Raw genomic sequence first — 20,145 nt, 5'->3', positions numbered from 1 at the left:
CTCAGAGCTTGCGCACGCCGAGCGCCTGTATTTTCCAGGCCAGCCAGAACTTGCGCAGTGGCGTCAGGCTGATGCGCTGGTGCAGCACCTGGAAGTTGGAACGTTCGATTTCGCGCAGCAAGGTGCGGTAGATGCTGGCCATCATCAGGCCGGGCTTCTGGCTGCGGCGGTCCACCGTGGGCAGCAGGGCGAGCGCACGGTCGTAGTGCTGGTGCGCGCGCTGTGCCTGGTATTGCATCAGGCGCTGGAAGTCTTCCGAATACTCGCGCTTGAGGATGGTGTTGGCTTTGACGCCAAACTGCTGCAGCTCGCTGATCGGCAGGTAGATGCGGCCGCGCATGGCGTCTTCGCCAACGTCGCGGATGATGTTGGTAAGCTGCAGCGCCAGGCCGAGCTCATGCGCATATTGCGTGGTCTGCTCGTCTTTCTGACCGAAGATGCGTGCCGACACTTCACCGACGATGCCCGCGACCAGATGGCAGTAGCGCTGCAGGCCGGGAAAATCCAGATAGCGTGTCTGCTGCAGGTCCATCTGGCAGCCCTCGATCACCGCCAGCAGCTGGCGCTGTTCGATACCGAAAGGCTGGGTCCAGGGCATCAGCGCCTGCATCACCGGGTGCGTGGGCTGGCCAGCATAGGCCTGACGCACCTCGTTTTGCCACCAGGCCAGCTTGGCCTGGGCCACGCCAGGATCCTGCACCTCGTCCACCACATCGTCGATTTCGCGGCAGAAGGCGTAGAAGGCCACGATGGCGGCGCGCCGGTCGGCCGGCAGGAACAGGAAGGCATAGTAGAAGCTGCTGCCGGAGGAGGCAGCCTTCAGCTGGACGTACTCTTGCGGAGAGGCGGGCGTGGTGTCAGACATGGTGGCCGCTATTGTCCCATGTTCCTGCGCCAATCCGGTTCAGGCCAGCCGATGGCGCAGACTGCCCCAGAGCAATGCCGGCGCATCGGCCTTGCTGATACGCGGACGCTGGTGGGCAATGCGGCCGCCGAGCGCGCGCGTCTTGCGGCCAATGCGCCAGCCGCCCTGCATCACCAAGCGCAGCTCCCAGCCCGACAAACGGCCGGCCTGTTGGCTGACCGCCGCCGGCAAGGGCAGGCCGGCGCACATCAGGGCATCGGCGCGATCCAGCAAGTCTGCCGCCAGCACCTGGATGGCGGGTTCAGGACTGGCCGCTGGCAGACGCGGATCCACGCCATGCGCCTGGCACAGGTCCTGCGGCAGGTAGTAGCGACCACGCGCCACATCGAGCGAGATGTCCTGCCAGAAGTTGTAGAGTTGCAGCGCCGTGCAGATGGCATCGCTCTGCTGCAGGGATTCGGCATCGTGCACACCGTACAGGTGCAGCATCAGGCGCCCGACCGGGTTGGCCGAATAGCGTGCGTAGTCGAGCAAGTCATCGTGGCGGGCGTAGACGGCAGCCTGTTCGCTGTGGTGGATATCGCGGCGGAAGGCCGTCAGCAGGTCCTGCAGCAGCGGTACTGGCAGCTGGTATTGCCGGATCACGCCTTGCAGCGGCTGCATGATGCCGCTCCATGACGCATCGGCTGGGTAGGGCGTGCTGCCGGCCGCCAGCGTCAGTGCGTTTCCATAGCGATCCAGCTCCTGCAACCGCTGCGAGGCCGTTTGCGTGCCTTCGTCGGCGATGTCGTCGGCTGTTCGCGCAAAATGGTAGAGCGCTGCCACCGCCGGCCGGATCGCCGGCGGGCACAGCCAGCTGGCCACCGGAAAGTTCTCGTAGTGGGTGACGGGCTGGGCCTGGGCGGGTGGGGCGGTCATGTGCGATCGTGTTTTGCGTGAATTCTGGCTTTGAGCGTGAATTGTCCGTCATTGCAAGCTAAAATCACTGATTACCTGTTTCACGTGGTGCAGTTGTCATGGCTGCGTCATCGGAACCTGCGCGGGTGGCGAAATTGGTAGACGCACCAGGTTTAGGTCCTGACGCCAGCAATGGTGTGGGGGTTCGAGTCCCCCCCCGCGCACCAGCGATGAAAAACGTATTAAGTCGTTGAATATCATCCAATGTCATGAAAATGGCAATAAAGCCAGCAATTCCAACGAGTTGCTGGCTTTTTCTATGTCGTGCTATGTCATGTAATGGCCTCCAATGCCTGCCAATGTCGTGCGAGAATTACGCGCAGAATACGCGCACTGCTACGCGCGTAGCGCAGCAGAGGCGATCATGGCGTACTTCAGGAAGGTGAAAAACGGGTGGCGGGCGGAGATCAGGCGCAAGGGTTTGCCTGGCCGCTCGATCACGCTGCCGACAAAAGCGCAGGCGCAGGCTTGGGCGGCACAGCAGGAAGCGGACATTGCTGCCGGCAAGCTGGGCCAGTACCCGGCCAAGACGGTGGCCGAAGCCTTCCGGCGCTATGAGCTGGAGGTGTCCAAGAAGAAGCGCGGCGGCAAGGCGGAGGCGCTGCGGTTTGAGGCCTTTATCCGTGACTTCCCGCTGCTGGCCGGCAAGATCTTCCATGAGGTCACGACCGCTGATCTGGCGATGTGGCGTGACGAGCGGCTCAAGCATGTGGGCGGGTCATCCGTGCTGCGCGAGCTCGCCCAGCTGCGCAATGTGTGGACGGTGGCGCGAAAGGAGTGGCTCTGGTGTGGGGATTCTCCCTGGACGGCGCTGACCTTACCGCCAAAGGGTAAGCCACGCAAGACGATTGCGCGATGGAAGCAGATGCGCCGGATCTTGCGCCGGCTCAACTACCGGCGTGGCGTGGCTCCGACGAAGCCAAAGGAAGAGGTGGCCTATGCCTGGCTGATTGCGCACTATACGGCGCTGCGGGCCAGTGAAGTGCTGTCGCTGAGCCGGTCAACTGTGAACCTTGAGAAGCGCACGATCTTCCTGGAAGAGCACAAGACCGTTGAGGATGTGGGGGAGCGGCTGATTCCGTTCTTCCCCAGGGTGCTGCCGCTTCTGCAGGTGCTGGACGATGCGGCCAGGGCTGCAGGTCGGGACAAGTACTTCACCCTGTCGGCCCACAGCCTCGACCAGCGCTTCCGGCATTACCGGGATAGCGTGCTGATCGAGGGGCTGCAGTTCCGTGACAGCCGCGCAGCGGCGCTGACGTGGATGAGTCGGCGGATTGACGTGCTGACCCTGGCGAAGATCAGCGGCCACAAGGATCTGCGCATGCTCATCGAACACTACTACCGCGAGACGCCTGAGCAGATTTCCGCCCGCCTGTAGCCAGGGCGAACTTGCGCACATCGGCCTCTGACCAGTACCGGGTACGGCGGCTGATGTTCACGACCGGAGCCGGAAAGTCTGGCCGCTTGATGATGACGTTCGTGACGTGCCGGCGCGACAGGTCGAACATTTCGGCAATGCCTTGGGTGTCGAGTAGGGCGCTCATGCTGCAACTCCTTCTTCAGTAACCCGCACGGCATGCCCACGGGCAGCGCGGCGGTGCATTTCGGCTTGCGCCTCCATCAGCTGGGCCGGAGTGCATTCGGCGATCAGCTGGTCGTGGTAGTCCAGGCAGGTGGTCAGGGCGTTGCGGCCCTTGCCGTCCAGGCCGTAGCGGCCGTGCTGGTACAGGCGCTGCTCAGCCCGGACCAGGGCCTCCAGCGCTTCGTTGGCCACGTCCACGGCGACCGGACCAATCTGTTCGCCCAGGATCAGGCAGACATTGCAGACCCGGCACAGCGTGCCCATGTCGTTGGCGTCTGCCGTGCCTGCCGTCATGGCATCCAGCGCCAGGTACACGGGTAGCTGCAGCTTGCGCTGCTCTTCCGGCGTGTATGTCTGGGTGCGGGCCATGACGATGTAGACGCTGGCGTTGCTGGCCTCGTACTTGCGGCGCTGCTTGCCGCGTGCTGCGCTGCGGTGCTTCTTGCTCATGCCACCTCCATCATTTCGCGGATGATCGTCGCCGCCACTGGCGGGCAGACGGCGTTGCCCAGCAGGTGCACGGCCTCGCGGTGCTGTGCGGGCAGCTTGTAGTCGACAGGGAAGCCCATGGCGGCGCGGCACTCCTGTGCCGTCAGCATGCGCATGCTGTCGTCCATGTCATACCCGGCGACGACTGCCGGAATGATCGAGATATTCATTTCCACTCCTCCTTGGAAGGCATCGTTATGCCTCGCCATATTCGTAATCGGAAAGCTCGTCGGTAACGAATTGGTCAAAGGCAGCATCAGCGCGGACGCGGTAGCCATCGCGTCCTTGGCTGATGATCTCGTGCCATTCAGACGGCACAACCCCGTTTTCAACCATGGCACGGTAGCGCCACGCATCCTTGAATACCGGGCCGTCCTCGATGGTCAAAAGCGTCGCCGCAATGCAATCTCTGGCGTAGGTGCGAACGCACGCGCTGATGGTGTCGCGTTCGTCTTGTGTCGTGGCTCCGCAAGCCTTGAAAACGTACTCTGGAACATCATCCAGCACGATGCGCACATCAAGCATGGTCTTTCCCCTCTGTCGCTGCCGTATAGCCCCATCCAAGATCGCGGAACATCTTCATGCCGCGCTCGGTGACTCGCCAGCCGCGTTTCTTGGCACGAGGCTCGTACTCCTCAACGAAGAATTCCGGAACCGGCCCCCAGTGCCCGAGCGGGATCGTGCTGAACTCGCTTTTTCCGATCAACTCGTCCGAGAAGAACTCGACCAGCATCTCGCTGCCATTGCGGCTAACTATCTTGCCGACACGGCCGGCATCCGGGTGTTTGCTGTCAGGATGCAGGGCCACGAAGCAACCCGGCTGGAACATCGCCTCCTGCTCTTTCGTCAGTTTGAGATCAGTCGTCATGCTGCACCGCCTTTCACCTTTGTGATGGCGGCATGTGCAGCCGGGAGATGCGTTAGGCGTTCAAACCTTCCACCTGCTTCAAGATCGCCCCATGGCGCAACGTCGCCGTTCATGTGCAATCCGGCCACTCCGCTGCTTTCTCCTATCAGCGCCTGAATGTCTCCAGTCAGACCTTCCAGCGCCTCCAGCGCCTCCAGCAGCACCAGCACGGTGGCCGGGTTGGCGGCGGCGATATAGGCGGCATCTGCAATATTCACTGGGCCGGTTAGGTCGGCCACGCCTATTCCGTTCAGCTCAGAGCCATATGTGCGGGCAATAGCGTGCCCATCTGGCTGGACGTGATAGGGCGCGTAGATGCGGCTCTTGCTGCCGCGCCCCACGCGCCACGGACCCGGCGTAGCAGCCAGCGCCAGGGCGCGCAGTTCGTTGTGGTCGGTAGTCATGCTTCACCCCCCTCGATCTTCATCAGTGCGCGGGCGATTGCCGCATTCTCAGCCGCCATCTCAGAGTGGAGGGCAGCCAAAGCGTTCTCGCCCTCATCGACAAATCGACGGTATTTTTCGTGCCTGTCGGCTGCCAGGCTCTGATAAAACGCAGCAGCCTTGCGGCAGGCTTGTTCGTGTGTCATGCTGCCTCCTTGCGCTGCTGCGCTTGTTCAAATGCGATCCGAGCCGACACCGCCAGGTCTGCGATCGCATCGCAGATTGCCGGGAAGTCGCTGGTGCGGTACATCTTGGCCGATCGGTCTGTGGCCACGGGGTTAAAGCCCAGAGTCGCCAGAAATTCAGCGGTCACTGCGAGTCCCAGCAGGGCGCTTATCTCGCCCAGCTTCAGGCGCTGGCCGTCGTCGTCTGAGCGTACCGTCTTGCGGACGGCTGCTGGTGCTGGTGCTGGTGCTGGTGCTGGTGCTGGCGGTGCCGGCTCGGGCGCAGGCTCCGGTTTCGCGGCGGCGAACAGCGCAGCCTGCTCCGCAGCTGCAGCGGCATCTTCCTCTGCCTGCCGGCGTTTGGCTTCGGCGTCTTTGTGCAGCTGGATACGCTGGGCGGCAATGGCGCGGAAATCCTCGGTCGGCTTCAGGCCGGCAACCTTGAAATCAGCAAACAGGAACATCCAGTCGCGGCCCTCGTCGTCGCGCAGCGCGGCGGCGTTATCCTGCAGGCGGCCGGCCAGCTCGTTGGCCTCGATCTTGCAGCGGGCCAGCTCGGCGTCGATGGCGTCCTGCATGCTGGTGAGGCTGCGCTTGCCGCGGATCACGTCGATGAAGCCGCCCATGATGCGGTTCAGCCATGGCTGGGGCATGCGCTTGTTCAGGCCGGCCACGTGCTCATCCAGCGCGACCTGCGCAGAGCCGATCAGCTCGCCACGAATCTCGTCCTTGCGCTGCTTGACCAGCTTCTCCAGCTGCAGGCGCTTGCTGTCGGCGGCGCTGATGACGGAATCGACGATGCGAAACAGGGCATCGATATCGGAGGCCTGCGCCATGGCGTGCTGCTTCGCAGCCTTGAGCTGAGCGGCCACGTCATCGCGCAGCCATTTGACGGCGGCTTCGGCATCTGCGAAGTCCTGGTCGGTCTGCAGGTCGGTGCTGATATCGTCGATCACGGCCAGCGCGTGCTGGCGGAACGGCTTCAGGTTGGAGCTGACCACGCGACCGCTGACCTCGATCATGAGGGCCGGCAGGTTGTCCGGCTTGCGGTCACGCTCAACCACGTCCGGCGCGGCCGACGGCTGGTACTGGGCCAGATCGTGTTCGAACTGCTGCCAGCCGGCCACGATCTGGCGGCGCAGATCCGGGTCGCTCTCGTACCAGCAGTGGCGCTCCTCAAGCAGTTCGCCATCACCTGACCAGCGGGAAGCCATGAACAGGCAGCGCTGGGCATCCGAGATCATCAGCTGCTGTTCCATCTGCGCCTGGTACGTGATCGGCAGGAGTTTGCCGACCTCTGCGGATGCGCGGACGTTCGGGTGCATGGTGTCCGCATCGGCGAAGAAGTCGCGCAGCGTGGCATTCAGCGTCTTGTGCTCCCAGATGGCATCGCCCAGCATCGTGATGCCATCCAGGCTGGCGGACAGCTTGCCGGCGGACACGACAACAGGAAACAGCTCCTCGCCGATGATCTGCTCGGCCAGCGGGCGGGCGAGTGCCTCGAAGCGGTGGCCGGCATCGAAGCGGGCCTGGGTGGCCGGGTCCACCTCGGGTGTGAAGCCGGTGTGCATCTCGTGCATCAGCTCTGGGCGCGTCTTGTACTTGCTCATGCCCAGCATGGCCGGGGCGTCGCTGGCGTTGTAGTGCGTGGCCCGGTGCTGGTGCCACTCAGGGCTACCCTGGACAAAGTTGTGTTCGATCATGGTCATGGTGTCAGCCCTCCAGTTGCGCGGCGCGCTGGTCGTAGATATCGGCGAGCTCCTGGCGGTGGGCCGCATCCTGGACCAGCGAGATGCAACTACCGACGTCGGCCAGCTGGTCCATCGTCTGGGCAGCGTGCAGGCGCGTTGCCACCTGGGCATAGGTCATGGTGGGCTGATCGATCACGCCGTCGGCGTCCGGCTGCTGCTGGGCGGGCGCGGCCTCGATGGGGGCGCGGATGGCTGCTTGCTGCTCATCGGTGAGCTGGCCCTTGGAGCCGGCCAGCGCGATCACGCGCTCAGCCGTCACCTTGTTGGCAGCGATGGCCTCGCGCCACTTGGGCAGGTTGACCTTGAATGCATCCTCGGGGTAGCTGGCCGGCAGAGCGGGGCGACCGGTTGCGGGCTGCTGGTGCACCACATCTGCAGCACCCATGTCAATCGTCTTGCCCTCCATCTCATCGGCTGTTGGCATGCTGCCAACCTCGGGGAATGCCTTCCGCAGGGCCTGCGCCTCGGCGCACTTTGCAAGCTGGGCGTACACTCGGCGCTTCCACATGGCATTCGGTGCCATGCTGTCCTTGCCAGCAGTAGCGTAGTTTTCCAACCAGAATTCCTTGGCCGTGAATTCGGCTATTTCACCGGATGGCAGGCGGCGCTTTGCCGTGACGCGGCACCACTTCGGGTACGTGATTTCCACGCCACCGACTGACTCTTTTATCTCAGGGCCAAACTCCGGCTCGCTGACGCCAATGCAGCCAGCGCGCGATGCCTGGGTGCGGTAAAGGCCAACACCCGGCATGATCACGTCTCGCATGCGCTTTGCCTTGCTGTCCCACATCGGTACGATGTGTACCGGCTTCTGCATGGGGTCAAGGCCTGCGGCCTTGCAATACCCGATGACCATCTTGATTGAGTCGCGCGCAGCGCCCGGATAGAGGCTGCTTTCCAGCACATTCATCAAATCGTCCTCAGAGAGGGTTATTGCCGAATTTGTTGCAGTGGTGATTTCGGTGCTCATGGTGGTTACTCCTTTGTCTTGGTGGCAGCAAACGGCACGGCCAGCGCGGCGCGTGCGGCGTCTTCTGGAATCCAGCGGTCGGGCTGGAGCTCCTGCAGGGTGTCCAGGGCGCACTGCAGCTCGGAGCGCTGATCCAGGCCGGCGCAGTTGCGGTCGATGGCGGCCTGCATGGCTGCGGTTTCGGCGTCCTGCTCGATGGCCACGGCTGTGTCGTGCTCGGTCGGGCCGTTGTCCAGGGCTGCGCATGCGCCCACGGCGGCGGTGATCAGGGCGGCGGCAAACAAATTCAGGCGTTTCATGCTGCCTCCACGAACTGATGGTTGTCATCTAGACGGTAGGCTACATAGGGCTTAATGCCGTTTTCTCCGACGTAGGCGATGGCGGTGCGATAGCGATCAGCTTTGTCATCCCAGTAGCGGATGCGAAGCTCAGAGCGAGCGCCACCGGTCAGGGTGGAGCGAGCGCCACCGGTCAGGGTGGAGCGATAGCCACCGGTCAGGGTGGAGCGATAGCCACCGGTCAGGGTGGAGCGGTCGCCACCGGTCAGGGTGGAGCGATAGCCACCGGTCAGGGTGGAGCGGTCGCCACCGGTCAGGGTGGAGTAATCGCCACCGGTCAGGGTGGAGTAATCGCCACCGGTCAGGGTGGATTCATCGCCACCGGTCAGGGTGGATTCATCGCCACCGGTCAGGGTGGAGTAATCGCCACCGGTCAGGGTGGAGCGATAGCCACCGGTCAGGGTGGAGCGGTCGCCACCGGTCAGGGTGGAGTAATCGCCACCGGTCAGGGTGGAGTAATCGCCACCGGTCAGGGTTCCCAGCGCTCCAACCAAACCACTTTGTTTAGCGCCGACCTGCAGGCTTGCTCCGATCACGGCCACATCGGCCGATTTCGGCTCGTGCTCGATTAGATGGGCCGAAGCTTCCGCCCTGTCTCCGACGAATCGCACGATGCATCGCTCAAACTTGCATTTTCCTTCGAGCATCTGGATGCGTTCGGATTCGACTTCCAGCACCAACCACTTGGCGTCTGACTTTTCCCAGTACGAGGCACAGTCGTAATGGCCTTGACCGTACAGCCAGCCGTGCAGACCATTACCGCATTCGTCGTTGGCTTCCCAGTCAGGGGCGACAACTTCTGCTCCGACTGTCAGCGGCCACTGAAAGCCGCCATGGCTGGTTCCATCGGGACGGCAGACGCGTAGGACGAGGGAGGTTTTCTTGTTCATGCTGCCTCCATGGTTACGCCGCGCAGGGCCAGGTGCATGTCGGCATACTTGGCCGACCAACGCTGGTACAGGCAGGCCATTTCATGACGGCCTTCCTCACGGCAGCGCACCGCATCCTTGTGATATACGGCGGCCATGTGCTGACTTTCCTTGATCGCGTGCATCAGGGCTTCTGCGTAGGTCATGCTGGCACCCCCATGCAGTACTCGGCGCGGATCTGGCGGGCCTTCTCCAGATGTATGGGGGCCATGTCGTCGCTGGCGCTCTGCGCCATGCGCTCGTACACGCGGGCGCGTTCATCGACCGAGGCCATGAAATCCACCCACTCGGCCGTGCTCTTGTTCGGCTTGTAGCGCAGCAGCATGCCGGCCGGCAGGATGGCGTTGCACACCTTGTCCGCCTTGCGCAGCTGTACTTCGCCGCCGCTGAAGCTGGCCGTCACCAGCCAGCCGTCAGGCGTCCAGACGTCGGCGTTCTGGAAGGTTTGGAAATAGCGCGCATGCTCCCAGGCCGTCACTACGGCGGGCAGGTCGGCATCTGCCGGCATGCTGCGGCCCAGCGGGCTGCAGGTTTCGGTTACGCCATGAAGGGTGGGTTTGGTGGTTGCATCCATCTTGTGCTCCGTGTGGGTTGGGATGGATGTATGTTAGGCAATGCCTTAAACAAAGTCAATAGCCAATGCCTAACTAGGTGATACAGAATGTATCTTCAGCGGACGCAAAAAACCCACCTCGGGGGTGGGTTGGTTGTGAGATTTGTAGGTTGCCTATCCTGCATCAAGACCTGGATCCGTGTCTTTTGGATCAGGTGTGGATTGGATTCGGAAGCCGTTTCCTTTGATGACCTCATCACCAATTTTGGCATGCACGCTGACTCTTCCTGGTTCAGCCGTCGTGAATCCTCCAGTTTGGATCACCACACGATACAGAGCAGTGCCGTCTAAGTTTGCGCCCGCCTCAGCTCTTTTCGAGTTATGGGTTTCATGGATCCCATTAACGCCAACCTGAAGTGTTGAGGGATCCACTGCTGAGTTTCGTACCAAAAGAGACAGAGGCTCCATCTCGAGGGCTCGGGGGAGTCGCAGGTAGCAGACAATGGATAGCGGCTGCTCAAGCGGGGAGCCGTCTTGCGGTAGCACCACTCCCTTTGCAGGAAGCACGCCTATCAGAGATATTTTTCCGTTCTCTTCCTTGCGAATGTCCTCGCAAAAGACGTTGATCAGGCTACAAGATTCAGGCAGTGGCATGGTCATCTCGATTTGCTGATTGCAGACAATTCTGGTGCTGGCTATCAATGGCAGCAGCGACTTCCATGAAGGTGATGCCCAAGGCTTTAGCCAGTCGTCTCTGGGTGTCGCAGGTCATGTTGCCTGGGTCTCGCTCCCATTTCGCAATGTTGGGCTGTGAGACGCCCATCAGCCCTGCCAGCTTGGCCTGGGTCATGTCTGCATTCAGTCGCAAGCGGGTTAGTGGCCTCAGCGTCACCTGATCTGAAGTTGCAAGCTCACGCGCTGCTGCGCTCAAGTGTTCAGCTCTACCCGGCTTGGAGGCTGAACTGCGCAAGTAGTCACTCAAGCGGCGGGAGCGCTCTGCCTTGGCAGGACGTCCGCTTTCATCATTGATTAGGTCAGTACTGACAACGGTAACGCGCATGGAGGCATGCCCGACTTGCACGCTACCCATGTCCATGGAGCTTTGGAATTCCGCACTGCTGATATCGATGTGCCAGGTTTCGGAATCCTTCTGAATCTGTACTGTACGTGGTGTCTGATCTGGCTGAAATTGCAAGGACATAGTAGCCATCCTCTATGTGATCGTAGGCGAGAAATACACGGAATCGCGCGTAGTTTTTACGGGCGTTCAGGTACTTTATTCGGTAAAGGTTGTACCCAAGATCCTGCGCCTCCTGGAACAGGGTGATGTCAAAGTTAGGGGTAGTGTGGCTTCGGTAGCCTGGCCTAACCAACTTGTCCAGCTCGCTTTCATCATCGGCAAGAAGATGCAGCAATTGCATGATCAAGGCAGCGTCACGCGGATCCGTCTTCCACAGCGCCTCTAGCTCAGCCTCTGCATCAATGTCTATCTCTAGAAAGGGCATTCTATACCTTAAAAAGTATGATTCATAGTGCTTCTACTAGTTCCCTTGATGATCATGGGGTGGTCACACTTCACTTCACTCTTCTGAGGCTGCTGTTCCGCAACTTGCCCGGCTGCGAAATCACGCTGCCGTTTTCTTCTGCCCGTCAACGGACCTGATCTGCGCCAGCGCCAGTCGCAGCGCTCCCTCCAGCTGCAGCCGATCCCGGGCATCCAGCGCCAGTACCTGGTCCAGCAGGTCGGGGGAGAAGGGCCACTGCTTGGCGATCTCTGCCGTCACAGGGCGCGCGGATACGCCCCAGTGCGAATCTGGCGTATCGCTGAGCCACACACGCAGTTTGTCGAAATTCTCTTTCGAGATCCTGCCGGTGCTTAGCCAGCCGCTGACAGACGGTGGCTTCACGTTGAAGTATCGTGCGGCATCGGCCGGTGTCTTGCCGTTGTCTGCAAGCGCCTGACGGATGGCGTCACCAAGTTCTTTTCCCTTAAGCATCGCCTAATTTCATCCTAGTTGTGCCTCATTAGGCAATGCCGCTTGATTGAATGTAGGCAATGCCTTATAGTGGCGTCATGAACAAAATCACCGAATCCATCAACCGCGCCTGCGAAGCCGTGTCGTCGCAGGCTGCGCTTGCCCGATTGCTGGGGGTCAAGCCTCCCACTGTGAGCCAGTGGGCGCATGGGGTACGGCCGGTACCGATTGAGCACTGTCTTCCTATCGAGCGCGCCACCGCCGGCGCCGTAACGCGCCAGGACCTGCGCCCGGACGATTACTGGCGCATCTGGCCGGATCTGGAAGCCCCGGCCAACGCGCAGCAGGAGGGCGGCCATGCGTGACTTCACAGAAGAGGCCGCTCTGATATGGGCGCAACAACACGCCGGCATGTACGCAGGCAAGCCGGAGCAGTTCGGGCGTGATGTTGAGGCTGTGCGCCGTGGGGCGCGTGGTACTGGCCCGGAATATGCTACCGAGCCATCCCGCTGCGCATACCTTACGGCGCGGGATATCGCATGGATTGCAGAGCTTGCCGCAACTGCTGGATCTCGTGAGCTTGAGCCGCAAGTTGCTGCTGCATTGCGTCTACTTGCTGAGACAAGGCATGCAGCCCCATGAACAAGTTGTATTCCTTCGGGTTCTGCTTCGGATCGGAGAACAGGTTGACGTTCTCGGCGAAGAACTTTGTGGCTGAAGTTTTCATGGCCGTGGCCCTTTCTGAATGGTTGTTGGGGAACTTCCATTCTGCACGAAAGGTGTCCACGGCCGCCCATTTCCAAGGAGAGCGCCATGCGTGACGGATACAGATGGCAGCAGCCTGCGCCGGAGGCGGTGAGGGCGATTCGCAACCGCAGGCAGTACCGCCAGCACGTGGCAGAAATCCGGGCGGCGCAAGCCCGGGCGAAGTGCCGCAAGGAGCACGGCACCTGGGGTGTTCTGCCGATGACTGCTACCGAGGTCAGCGGTTTTTGCTGCTGTCTATCGCCTGAAGAATGTCGTTGCGGATCGCAACCGGATCTATCTGCGCAGACAGGACTGTCCGGCATGGGGGAGGCCAATGTCCAGCGCGACGCTGGGCAATCAACCGTAGGGGCTGTAGTCCCGCCCCGTGAACTGGACGCCGGGCTCGCGGTCGCTGGCTCGCACCCCTGTCCCACACAGGCTGCAAGTCCAGAAGCCATCGCCGTTGTTTCGCAGGACGCTCTTTTTGCCGGCGTTGAAGCACGGCTGACAGAGGAAATGTGGCGGCTCATCGGCGCGCTCCGCCAGTTCACTGCTGTCACGCAGGGCGTAAGCAAAGAACTGGATACCCCCGCTACCAAGGTTCTGAAGAACGTACCTGTCTCGCTCGGACTGTTCAGCATGCAGGTCGCGCACCTGATCCTCAAGTTCTCGGATACGCCGCTCTCGCTCCTGAAGAGTGGACTGGACGCTGAGAGCCTCATTGGCAAGCTCGATGAGTCGCTCCTTGAGGTCAAGTTCGAGGGTAAGAAGTTTCTCGCGGTCGCGCTCCCCGATAGCAGCCTTGGCGAAGCCGAAAAGGACGTTCGCTGATGAAAGTGCAGTTGAGAAATCCATTTTTGTTCGCCCCTTTCAAAGGTCGATGGGTTGGTGTGAGAACCCCCATTGTCCAGCGAAAGAGGGCGTGCACCCCTCAACCCCTCATTGCCGCGAAAGCCGACGCGGCCCGGCGGGGGAAAGCGCCGGGTAAGCCCTTCGGTGCAGCTGCGCACCGCCTCGGTCAAGCAGCGAGCGGCACAGATTCTGATCTGCACCGCCATCGGCCAGCGGGTGGCACCCACATTCAACAAGGAGCTGGCCATGGGACGCGGTGACAAGGAAGAGCTGCGCTGGATGGCTGAGCGCTTCACGGTCGACATGCTCGATGCGGTTTCTGGTGCGCGTGGCATTGCTCGTACCTCCCTTGCCGACAAGGTGCTGTTCGATTGGGCCGTGCAGCAGGCCCGTGAATCCAATGCTATTCAGCGTGTCACGCGAGGCAATCCGCACCCGGCGGATGTCGACGGGCGTGGGACGGATGTTTTTGGAGACTGACGGATGACGACGGAAAGAGAACCCTACACCCGCATGGATGGCAGTCGCCGGCCATCGATCTTCGCCACGGACAAGGCATTTACCGGCGCCCACAAGGCCACCTGCAATGCCGCCAAGGCCCGTGCCGTTGGATTCAACCTGCACCTGAAGGGCACGCCGAAGCTGCAGCCGCACAAGGGCGCATTCAGCAAAGCAGGGAGCGCATGATGGAACTTCAGTGCGTCAACATCCACGGCCAACCGATCACGCAAGCCGCCATGACAACCATGGCCAGCATCGGCAAGCAGCAGGCCGCTGCGCGCCGCAAGCAGCCTGACTCGGACAAGCCTGCCGGGTACCACAAGGGCTGGCGCGTTATCGGTTTCTCGCCAGAGCGAGTGCAGGCGGCCCGCGAAGGCCGCGAGCGTACGCGGGCGCTGGCGCTCAAATCCGGCAGCGCTGATATCCCCCCCCCATTCAACCTCGATACGTTCCTGAAAAAGCACAAGGGAAGCCCAGTGCGTGCAAAGCCATTCGAGCTGCACGAATCAGCCTTGCTGTGCAAGGAACTGGCCGAGCGCTTCGGCTGGCTGAACGTCGAAGTCGTCGCGCTGACGAAGGGTGTGTGACGCCGTGAGCATTCTCTTGATGTCGCTCGCCTGGAAGGTGGAGCTGCAGCCAGCCCAGAAGCTGGCGCTGCTGGCCATGTGTGACTGGGCCAATGACGCCGGCGGTAGCCTGCACCCCTCCATCGCAGCCATCGCCGTTCGCGTTGGCTGCACCGACCGTCACGCCAAACGCATCCTGCGCGATCTGATCGAAGCCGGCTGGATTTCCGTGGTCGGCAACAAAAACGGTGGCGCGCCGGGCCAGACCAGGCACTACCAGATCAACAAAAACAAGCTGCTGACGGGTGACGCTGAAGTCACCCCTACGGGTGACATGGACGACACCCCTAAGGCCAGAAAAACAGCGTCAACGGGTGACATGAGCGTCACCCCTACGGGTGACACCAGTGTCACGGGTGACAAATCAGGACGGGTGACAGATGAAGCAGGGACGGGTGACACCCATGTCCCCAGACGGGTGACAAATGAAGCAAAAAGGGGTGACACCCATGTCACCCAATCCACCATAGAACCATCAATTAACCACCATAGATCCACCAGTAATACCGCGCGTTCGCGCGTGACCCTCAAAAAGCCGGACGACGTTGACGAGCAGATCTGGACCGACTGGATTGCGCTGCGCAAGGCTCGCAAGTCGCCGGTCACGCAGACCGTGGTGGACATGGTTCGCGGCGAGGCGGTGAAGGCCGGCATCGGCTTGCAGGAGGCGCTGGCGATTTCCTGCGCCAACGGTTGGCAGGGGTTCCGGGCATCGTGGGTGACGAAGGACAGCGCCGCTGCGCAGGGACATGGGGCGTCCGCCCGACCCAGCCGGCAGCAGGCGATCGAGGACAACAACCGGGCTGTGGCTGCGCAGTGGCTGGCCCAGCAAGGAGCAAAAACGTGAGAGCTGAAGACCAACAGGATTTCGTCAACCTGCTCACCGACGCGCTGGCGTTTTACGGGCAGGGTGTGACCACTTTCGTGATTTCCGTCTGGTGGCAGGCCTGCCAGTCGTACGACCTGGAGCAGGTGCGCAAGGCGTTGACAGCGCACGCCATGGATCCGGATCGTGGGCACTTCGCGCCGAAGCCGGCCGATATCGTGCGCCAGCTGTCCGGCACGCACACTGACCGCGCCATGCTGGCCTGGGGCAAGGCACTGGAAGCCGCCAGCCGAATCGGGGCGTACACGGACGTGGTGTTCGATGATGCCGCCATCCATGCCGTCATCGAGGATCTGGGCGGTTGGCCGAAGTTCTGCCGCAGCGAGACCAAGGACCTGGGCTACCTGCAGCACCGCTTCTGCGAGGCGCACCGGGCATACGCTGGCCGTGGCACGTTCGACTATCCGCGTGCGCTGCGTGGCGACCGTAGCAGCGACGACATGTACCACCGCCGCGGCCTGCCGGCACCTACTCCGACACCGGTGGGCGATACGGCGCGTGCGCGCCTGGTGTACCAGGGCGGCAGCAACGGCGGCAGCATCGGCAGAACCACATCCCTTGACGGGCTGGCGCAGATGGCGTTTGCACGCCTGCTGGATCAGCGCGGCACGGAGGCGGCGTGACATGCAGCGACTGCGACAACGACCGAGCCGCCAATCGCCCGAGCAACATGCCGCGCGGCAGGCTCCACGACCCGCGCTGCATCCACTGCTGCGCCAGGTACATCCAGCTGCTGCTGGCGCATCCGCGCCTCGACCGGAAGGCGCGATCGGAACGAGCTGGCAGGGCGCTGCGCGAGTTTCTGGCCTGGGGCCACAGCGAGAGCGCGATCCGCGCGCTGGTGAAGGCATCGGGGACCGCGTGGGCTCCATCCGGAAACGAACAGCACAGGCATGGGAGGTGACGAATGGTTGAGATCGTATTGCCGTGGCCGCCGTCCGTGAACCACTACTGGCGCACCTGGCAGGGCCGGCCACGCATCAGCCATGAGGGCAGGCAGTACCGGGAAGCCGTGGCGGATCTGGTGCGTAAATCCGGTCACGGCAAGCTGCCGGATGCCCCGCTGGCCGTGCACATCGAGGCGTGGATGCCAGACCGACGCAAGCGTGACCTGGACAACGCCTTGAAGGCTCCATTGGATGCTCTGACCCATGCCGGCCTGTGGGATGACGACAGCCAGATCCACGACCTGCGCATCACCCGCGCGCCCGTCGTCAAGGGCGGTGCACTGAAGATCCGCGTGGAGGACAGGACATGCTGATGCTGGAATGGGATGACGAGCCAGGCATGCCCACGTTCCTGCTGTGCCTGCATGGCGCACAGTGCTGGGACTTCATCGAGCGCATGCGCGACAACGGGTACACCGGGCCGTTTCGAATTACACACATGAGGATGATTGCATGACCAAGACGACGCACGGCGTATTGCCACCTGAAGCGCAGAAGATCCTGATGGCTGCCGCCAGGGACGACAAGAGGCGCCGCAAGGGCGTGCCGCCTGAGCAGCATGACCTGTACCAGTACCGGGAATCGGTAGACCTGGCCATCAAGCGGGTCAAGGAATCCTGGCCCGAGTTTTTCCGCTGGTGACGGAGCTGCACGCATGTACTTCGCCCGTTCCGTTCTGGTTGCAGTCAACGATGCCGGCATCCGCATCGGGCAGGATCACCAGCGTGCGGTCCTGTCTGATTCAGAGGTCGAGGTCATGCGTCAGCTTGCCGAAGATGGTGTGCCGTACCGTGAGCTTGCGCGCAAGTTCGGCGTCAGCAAGTGGACGGTTGGCCGCATCTGCCGCTACGAGCGCAGGGCGCAGACACCGGCAGGATTCAAGAGAGTGCACATAGACGGGAAGGGGCGGGGTTGAATCGGGGCATGGCAACGAAGAAGGCAACATCCAAGACGACCGCTGCAGCAAAGAAGCCGCGTGCGCAGCCTGTGCGCTACTCCGACGAGCTGGCGCTGGAATTCTGTGAGCGGGTGGCTGCCGGTCGCACGGTGGCCGATGTTTGTCGTGATCCGGACATGCCGCATTGGTCAACGGTTTACGACTGGATGGAGGCACACGAAGTGTTCGACCGAGGGGTCGCGCGCGCGCGCGAAGTCGCCGCCGGCATCTTGGAGGCTGAGCTGCTGCAGATCGCTGACGAAACTGCATTCGACACGGTGGAAACCGCTCACGGCCTGAAGGCGGACAAGGAGTGGATTGCACGCTCCAAGCTGCGCGTGGAAACCCGCCAGTGGCTGCTGCAGAAGACTGCGCCGCGCCTGTACGGTGACAAGCGCCAAGTCGAGCACCAGGGTGGCGTGAGCATCAACGTCGTGACGGGCGTGCCCGATGGCGACGAGTAAGCAGGTCCGGCTGGATTACCGGCCGCGGGAGTGGCAGCAGGAGTGCCACAAGAGCCGCAAGCGCTTCACGGTGCTGGCCCTGCACCGGCGTGCCGGCAAGACCGAGCTGGCCATCATGGAGCTGATCGACAAGGCCATGAAGTTCCGCCTGGACCTGGGCCAGTTCTTCTACATCGCACCGTTCCTGAAGCAGGCCAAGGCCATTGCCTGGGCGCGCCTGAAGCAAAAGCTGGAACCGCTGCGCCAGGTCAGCGCCGTGGAAATCAACGAGGGTGAACTGTCAGCCACCTTCCAGCACAATGGCGCGGTCATCCGGATCTTCGGCGGCGACAACCCGGACGCCATGCGCGGCGTGCGCTTGGACGGCGTGGTGATTGACGAGGTGGCGCAGATCAAGCCCGAGGTCTGGAACGACATCATCCAGCCGGCGCTGTCCGACCGCAAGGGCTGGGCCGTGTTCATCGGCACGCCGTCCGGCATCAACTTGTTCTCCGAGATCTACTACCGCGCCGATGGCCTGCCGGACTGGCATGCTGGCCGGTACACGGTCTACGACACCAACGCCATCGACGAGGAAGAGGTGGCGCGCCTGCGCCGGGACATGGGCGAAACATCGTTTAGCCGGGAATACCTGTGCGACTTCAGCGCGGCAGGCGACGACCAGCTGATATCGCTGTCTGAGGCAGAAGAGGCTGCCAGGCGCGTTTACACGGCGCGGGATACCGATGGCTTGCCACGCATCATCGGTGTGGACCCGGCGCGTTTTGGCGACGACCGCAGCGTCATCTTCAAGCGGCAGGGCTTGCAGGCCTTCAGTCCGTCCGTGTATCGCGGCATTGACAACATGGAGCTGGCTGCGCGCGTGGCTGCCGCCATCGAATCCTGGCAGCCGGATGCGGTGTTCATCGATGCCGGCGCAGGGTCTGGCGTGATCGACCGGCTTCGCCAGCTGGGCCATGACGTGATCGAAGTCCCGTTCGGCGGCAAGGCCACCAAGGCCAATCTGTTCGTGAATCGCCGCGTGGAAATGTGGTCGGAGCTGGCCGACTGGATCCGTGCAGGTGGCGCGATCCCGAACGACAAGGACCTGAAGCAGGAGCTGGCCACGCCGGTCTACTGGTACGACGCCGCCGGCAAGCGCGTGCTGGAATCCAAGGACGACATCAAGAAGCGGCTGCAGGGCGGGGGATCGCCTGACCTGGCTGACGCGCTGGCGCTGACCTTCGCTTACCCGGTATCCCCAAAGAACCCGCTGGACCAACACCGCGCCAAGACCAGCCGGCGCGAATACGACCCCTACGCCGGCCGCTGATAGCGGTGCACATACCGGCAGGGCACGGCCATACCCTGCACGGCATGAACATCCATCCCTGCACCGTTGACGAGCTGATCGAAGATCCGCGCTTTGCCGAACTGGTGGCCGGCTACGAGGCCGAATGTGCCACTGCCGGTCTGGGTGACTGCATCGTGCAGACGGCCACCTACAAGCACCTGGAGTCGAGCGGCCTGCTACGTGCCGTGGCCGCCTACGCCGATGACCAGCTGGTCGGCTTCGTGACCGTGCTGACGTCCATGCTGCCGCATTTCGGCAAGCTGGTCGGCACCACGGAAAGCTACTACGTGCATCCGGACTACCGCAAGGGCGGGCTGGGTGCCGGCCTGCTGCAGGTGGCGGAAGCTGTGGCGCAAGACCAGGGTGCCGTGGGCTTCTTCGTCAGCGCGCCAGCTGGCGGTCGGCTGGAAAAGATCATGGGCCGCACCGCTGGCTACCGCCACAGCAATACCGTCTTCTTCAAGGGGCTGGGCGCATGACCGAGCTGGCCACTATCCGTCCGATTGGCGCCATGCGCGCCGAGCAGATCGCGCAGGTGGAAGCACTGGAGGCTGCGCTGCTGGACCTGCCGCAGGTCGAGGTGCAGACGCAGCATGTGTTCCACGCCGGCCTGTACGGCCGCACCATCACGATGCCGCCCGGTGCCGTGCTGACTGGCGCGCTGATCAAACGCAGCACACTGCTGATCGTGGCTGGCCACTGCCACATGTTCGGCGCTGACGGCGCGCGCATCCTGCAGGGCTACCACGTCCTGCCGGCCAGCGCAGGGCGCAAGCAGGCTTTCCACGCGATCGAGGCCACCAGCATGACCATGCTGTTTGCCACGACCGCCACGACCGTGGAAGAGGCCGAGCGGGAATTTACCGACGAATTCGACAAGCTGCTGAGCCACCAGCAGCGCAACGACACCACCATCACAGGAGAGTAA

34 protein-coding genes, 1 tRNA gene and 1 pseudogene are annotated in these 20,145 nt (G+C 62.4%); 17 read left to right on the top strand and 19 right to left on the bottom strand.

All coding sequences use genetic code 11. From position 1 onward, the window contains the following. Nucleotide 1: 1 nt before the first annotated feature. The gene (gene hpnD, locus V1261_RS07945) at nt 2-865 is read right to left on the bottom strand and encodes a presqualene diphosphate synthase HpnD (RefSeq protein WP_329771177.1); all 864 of its coding nucleotides are present in this window, start codon (nt 863-865) and stop codon (nt 2-4) included. Nucleotides 866-904: 39 nt separating this feature from the next. Next, nucleotides 905-1,783, bottom strand: coding sequence for a squalene synthase HpnC (gene hpnC / locus V1261_RS07940; protein ID WP_329771176.1), 879 nt, complete (start codon nt 1,781-1,783; stop codon nt 905-907). Nucleotides 1,784-1,902: 119 nt separating this feature from the next. Between hpnC and V1261_RS07935 the strand changes: the two genes are divergently transcribed. Both V1261_RS07935 and V1261_RS07930 read left to right on the top strand, forming a co-directional pair. After that, a tRNA-Leu gene (locus V1261_RS07935) sits at nt 1,903-1,989 on the top strand. Between the two features lie 197 nt (nt 1,990-2,186). Beyond that, a complete protein-coding gene (locus V1261_RS07930; RefSeq protein WP_329771175.1) occupies nt 2,187-3,200 on the top strand; it encodes a tyrosine-type recombinase/integrase in 1,014 nt (337 codons plus the stop codon). A gap of 162 nt (nt 3,201-3,362) precedes the next feature. On the opposite strand, the gene V1261_RS07925 is transcribed toward V1261_RS07930, so the two are convergent. The 16 genes and pseudogenes from V1261_RS07925 to V1261_RS07855 form a co-directional block, all read right to left on the bottom strand. After that, nucleotides 3,363-3,854: a hypothetical protein gene (locus V1261_RS07925; protein WP_329771173.1), complete on the bottom strand. Its 492-nt coding sequence runs from the start codon at nt 3,852-3,854 to the stop codon at nt 3,363-3,365. Next, nucleotides 3,851-4,063, bottom strand: coding sequence for a DNA cytosine methyltransferase (locus V1261_RS07920; RefSeq protein ID WP_329771171.1), 213 nt, complete (start codon nt 4,061-4,063; stop codon nt 3,851-3,853). The genes V1261_RS07925 and V1261_RS07920 overlap by 4 nt, the downstream gene beginning before the upstream one ends. A gap of 25 nt (nt 4,064-4,088) precedes the next feature. Next, the gene (locus V1261_RS07915) at nt 4,089-4,418 is read right to left on the bottom strand and encodes a hypothetical protein (RefSeq protein WP_329771170.1); all 330 of its coding nucleotides are present in this window, start codon (nt 4,416-4,418) and stop codon (nt 4,089-4,091) included. Next, nucleotides 4,411-4,761 carry a hypothetical protein gene (locus tag V1261_RS07910; RefSeq protein ID WP_329771169.1) on the bottom strand — a complete coding sequence of 117 codons (351 nt, stop codon included), beginning with the start codon at nt 4,759-4,761 and terminating at the stop codon, nt 4,411-4,413. The genes V1261_RS07915 and V1261_RS07910 overlap by 8 nt, the downstream gene beginning before the upstream one ends. Continuing rightward, nucleotides 4,758-5,204: an ead/Ea22-like family protein gene (locus tag V1261_RS07905; RefSeq protein WP_329771168.1), complete on the bottom strand. Its 447-nt coding sequence runs from the start codon at nt 5,202-5,204 to the stop codon at nt 4,758-4,760. The genes V1261_RS07910 and V1261_RS07905 overlap by 4 nt, the downstream gene beginning before the upstream one ends. Then, on the bottom strand, nt 5,201-5,389 hold the full coding sequence (locus V1261_RS07900) for a hypothetical protein (protein WP_329771166.1): 189 nt from the start codon (nt 5,387-5,389) through the stop codon (nt 5,201-5,203). Before V1261_RS07900 ends, V1261_RS07905 begins: the two co-directional genes overlap by 4 nt. Next, on the bottom strand, nt 5,386-7,116 hold the full coding sequence (locus tag V1261_RS07895; protein WP_329771164.1) for a YqaJ viral recombinase family protein: 1,731 nt from the start codon (nt 7,114-7,116) through the stop codon (nt 5,386-5,388). The genes V1261_RS07900 and V1261_RS07895 overlap by 4 nt, the downstream gene beginning before the upstream one ends. Before the next feature lie 4 nt (nt 7,117-7,120). Further along, the gene (gene bet, locus V1261_RS07890; protein ID WP_329771162.1) at nt 7,121-8,068 is read right to left on the bottom strand and encodes a phage recombination protein Bet; all 948 of its coding nucleotides are present in this window, start codon (nt 8,066-8,068) and stop codon (nt 7,121-7,123) included. 65 nt (nt 8,069-8,133) lie between these two features. Beyond that, on the bottom strand, nt 8,134-8,427 hold the full coding sequence (locus V1261_RS07885) for a hypothetical protein (protein WP_329771161.1): 294 nt from the start codon (nt 8,425-8,427) through the stop codon (nt 8,134-8,136). After that, entirely contained in the window at nt 8,424-9,077 is a 654-nt protein-coding gene (locus tag V1261_RS07880) for a hypothetical protein (RefSeq protein WP_329771159.1), read from the bottom strand. Before V1261_RS07880 ends, V1261_RS07885 begins: the two co-directional genes overlap by 4 nt. Nucleotides 9,078-9,092: 15 nt before the next feature. Next, a pseudogene (locus V1261_RS12005) lies at nt 9,093-9,356 on the bottom strand (DUF7666 domain-containing protein); the annotation flags it as partial. Continuing rightward, complete coding sequence (locus V1261_RS07875; protein WP_329771158.1) at nt 9,353-9,541, bottom strand: hypothetical protein; 189 nt, start codon at nt 9,539-9,541, stop codon at nt 9,353-9,355. The pseudogene V1261_RS12005 and the gene V1261_RS07875, both read right to left, overlap by 4 nt. After that, complete coding sequence (locus V1261_RS07870; protein WP_329771156.1) at nt 9,538-9,969, bottom strand: hypothetical protein; 432 nt, start codon at nt 9,967-9,969, stop codon at nt 9,538-9,540. Before V1261_RS07870 ends, V1261_RS07875 begins: the two co-directional genes overlap by 4 nt. A gap of 153 nt (nt 9,970-10,122) precedes the next feature. Then, nucleotides 10,123-10,608: a hypothetical protein gene (locus tag V1261_RS07865; protein WP_329771155.1), complete on the bottom strand. Its 486-nt coding sequence runs from the start codon at nt 10,606-10,608 to the stop codon at nt 10,123-10,125. Then, nucleotides 10,589-11,149, bottom strand: a complete 561-nt coding sequence (locus V1261_RS07860) for a helix-turn-helix domain-containing protein (RefSeq protein ID WP_329771153.1) — start codon at nt 11,147-11,149, stop codon at nt 10,589-10,591. The genes V1261_RS07865 and V1261_RS07860 overlap by 20 nt, the downstream gene beginning before the upstream one ends. 424 nt (nt 11,150-11,573) lie before the next feature. Beyond that, nucleotides 11,574-11,945, bottom strand: coding sequence for a hypothetical protein (locus V1261_RS07855; protein WP_329771152.1), 372 nt, complete (start codon nt 11,943-11,945; stop codon nt 11,574-11,576). Nucleotides 11,946-12,022: 77 nt separating this feature from the next. Here V1261_RS07855 and V1261_RS07850 point away from each other — a divergent pair, with 77 nt between their 5' ends. Then, entirely contained in the window at nt 12,023-12,289 is a 267-nt protein-coding gene (locus V1261_RS07850) for a transcriptional regulator (protein ID WP_329771151.1), read from the top strand. A 155-nt stretch (nt 12,290-12,444) separates the two neighbouring features. Here V1261_RS07850 and V1261_RS07845 read toward each other — a convergent pair whose 3' ends face one another. Further along, complete coding sequence (locus tag V1261_RS07845; RefSeq protein WP_329771149.1) at nt 12,445-12,651, bottom strand: hypothetical protein; 207 nt, start codon at nt 12,649-12,651, stop codon at nt 12,445-12,447. An 86-nt stretch (nt 12,652-12,737) separates the two neighbouring features. Between V1261_RS07845 and V1261_RS07840 the strand changes: the two genes are divergently transcribed. From V1261_RS07840 to V1261_RS07775, 14 genes are all read left to right on the top strand, one after another. Next, on the top strand, nt 12,738-13,502 hold the full coding sequence (locus V1261_RS07840; RefSeq protein ID WP_329771148.1) for a hypothetical protein: 765 nt from the start codon (nt 12,738-12,740) through the stop codon (nt 13,500-13,502). Between the two features lie 165 nt (nt 13,503-13,667). Continuing rightward, on the top strand, nt 13,668-14,003 hold the full coding sequence (locus V1261_RS07835) for a hypothetical protein (protein ID WP_329771147.1): 336 nt from the start codon (nt 13,668-13,670) through the stop codon (nt 14,001-14,003). Nucleotides 14,004-14,006: 3 nt separating this feature from the next. Beyond that, nucleotides 14,007-14,210: a hypothetical protein gene (locus V1261_RS07830; protein WP_329771146.1), complete on the top strand. Its 204-nt coding sequence runs from the start codon at nt 14,007-14,009 to the stop codon at nt 14,208-14,210. Next, nucleotides 14,207-14,611, top strand: coding sequence for a hypothetical protein (locus V1261_RS07825; RefSeq protein WP_329771144.1), 405 nt, complete (start codon nt 14,207-14,209; stop codon nt 14,609-14,611). Before V1261_RS07830 ends, V1261_RS07825 begins: the two co-directional genes overlap by 4 nt. 19 nt (nt 14,612-14,630) lie before the next feature. Further along, nucleotides 14,631-15,497, top strand: a complete 867-nt coding sequence (locus V1261_RS07820; protein ID WP_329771142.1) for a helix-turn-helix domain-containing protein — start codon at nt 14,631-14,633, stop codon at nt 15,495-15,497. After that, nucleotides 15,494-16,159: a DUF6475 domain-containing protein gene (locus V1261_RS07815; RefSeq protein ID WP_329771140.1), complete on the top strand. Its 666-nt coding sequence runs from the start codon at nt 15,494-15,496 to the stop codon at nt 16,157-16,159. Before V1261_RS07820 ends, V1261_RS07815 begins: the two co-directional genes overlap by 4 nt. 284 nt (nt 16,160-16,443) lie before the next feature. After that, nucleotides 16,444-16,797 (top strand): RusA family crossover junction endodeoxyribonuclease, encoded by a 354-nt coding sequence (locus tag V1261_RS07810; RefSeq protein ID WP_329771139.1) that lies wholly within the window; start codon nt 16,444-16,446, stop codon nt 16,795-16,797. After that, a complete protein-coding gene (locus V1261_RS07805) occupies nt 16,791-16,940 on the top strand; it encodes a hypothetical protein (RefSeq protein ID WP_329771137.1) in 150 nt (49 codons plus the stop codon). The genes V1261_RS07810 and V1261_RS07805 overlap by 7 nt, the downstream gene beginning before the upstream one ends. After that, nucleotides 16,937-17,125, top strand: a complete 189-nt coding sequence (locus V1261_RS07800; RefSeq protein ID WP_329771136.1) for a hypothetical protein — start codon at nt 16,937-16,939, stop codon at nt 17,123-17,125. Before V1261_RS07805 ends, V1261_RS07800 begins: the two co-directional genes overlap by 4 nt. 13 nt (nt 17,126-17,138) lie before the next feature. Then, a complete protein-coding gene (locus tag V1261_RS07795; protein ID WP_329771134.1) occupies nt 17,139-17,399 on the top strand; it encodes a hypothetical protein in 261 nt (86 codons plus the stop codon). 8 nt (nt 17,400-17,407) lie between these two features. After that, the gene (locus tag V1261_RS07790) at nt 17,408-17,884 is read left to right on the top strand and encodes a terminase small subunit-like protein (RefSeq protein ID WP_329771132.1); all 477 of its coding nucleotides are present in this window, start codon (nt 17,408-17,410) and stop codon (nt 17,882-17,884) included. Further along, nucleotides 17,871-19,196, top strand: coding sequence for a terminase large subunit domain-containing protein (locus V1261_RS07785; protein ID WP_329771131.1), 1,326 nt, complete (start codon nt 17,871-17,873; stop codon nt 19,194-19,196). Before V1261_RS07790 ends, V1261_RS07785 begins: the two co-directional genes overlap by 14 nt. Nucleotides 19,197-19,240: 44 nt before the next feature. Continuing rightward, a complete protein-coding gene (locus V1261_RS07780) occupies nt 19,241-19,696 on the top strand; it encodes a GNAT family N-acetyltransferase (protein ID WP_329771130.1) in 456 nt (151 codons plus the stop codon). Then, on the top strand, nt 19,693-20,145 hold the full coding sequence (locus V1261_RS07775) for a hypothetical protein (protein ID WP_329771129.1): 453 nt from the start codon (nt 19,693-19,695) through the stop codon (nt 20,143-20,145). Before V1261_RS07780 ends, V1261_RS07775 begins: the two co-directional genes overlap by 4 nt.

The sequence above is a fragment of the Brachymonas sp. J145 genome (assembly GCF_036312245.1).
Lineage (GTDB): Bacteria > Pseudomonadota > Gammaproteobacteria > Burkholderiales > Burkholderiaceae_C > Brachymonas > Brachymonas wangyanguii.
This window is presented reverse-complemented; position numbering and strand designations above follow the sequence as displayed.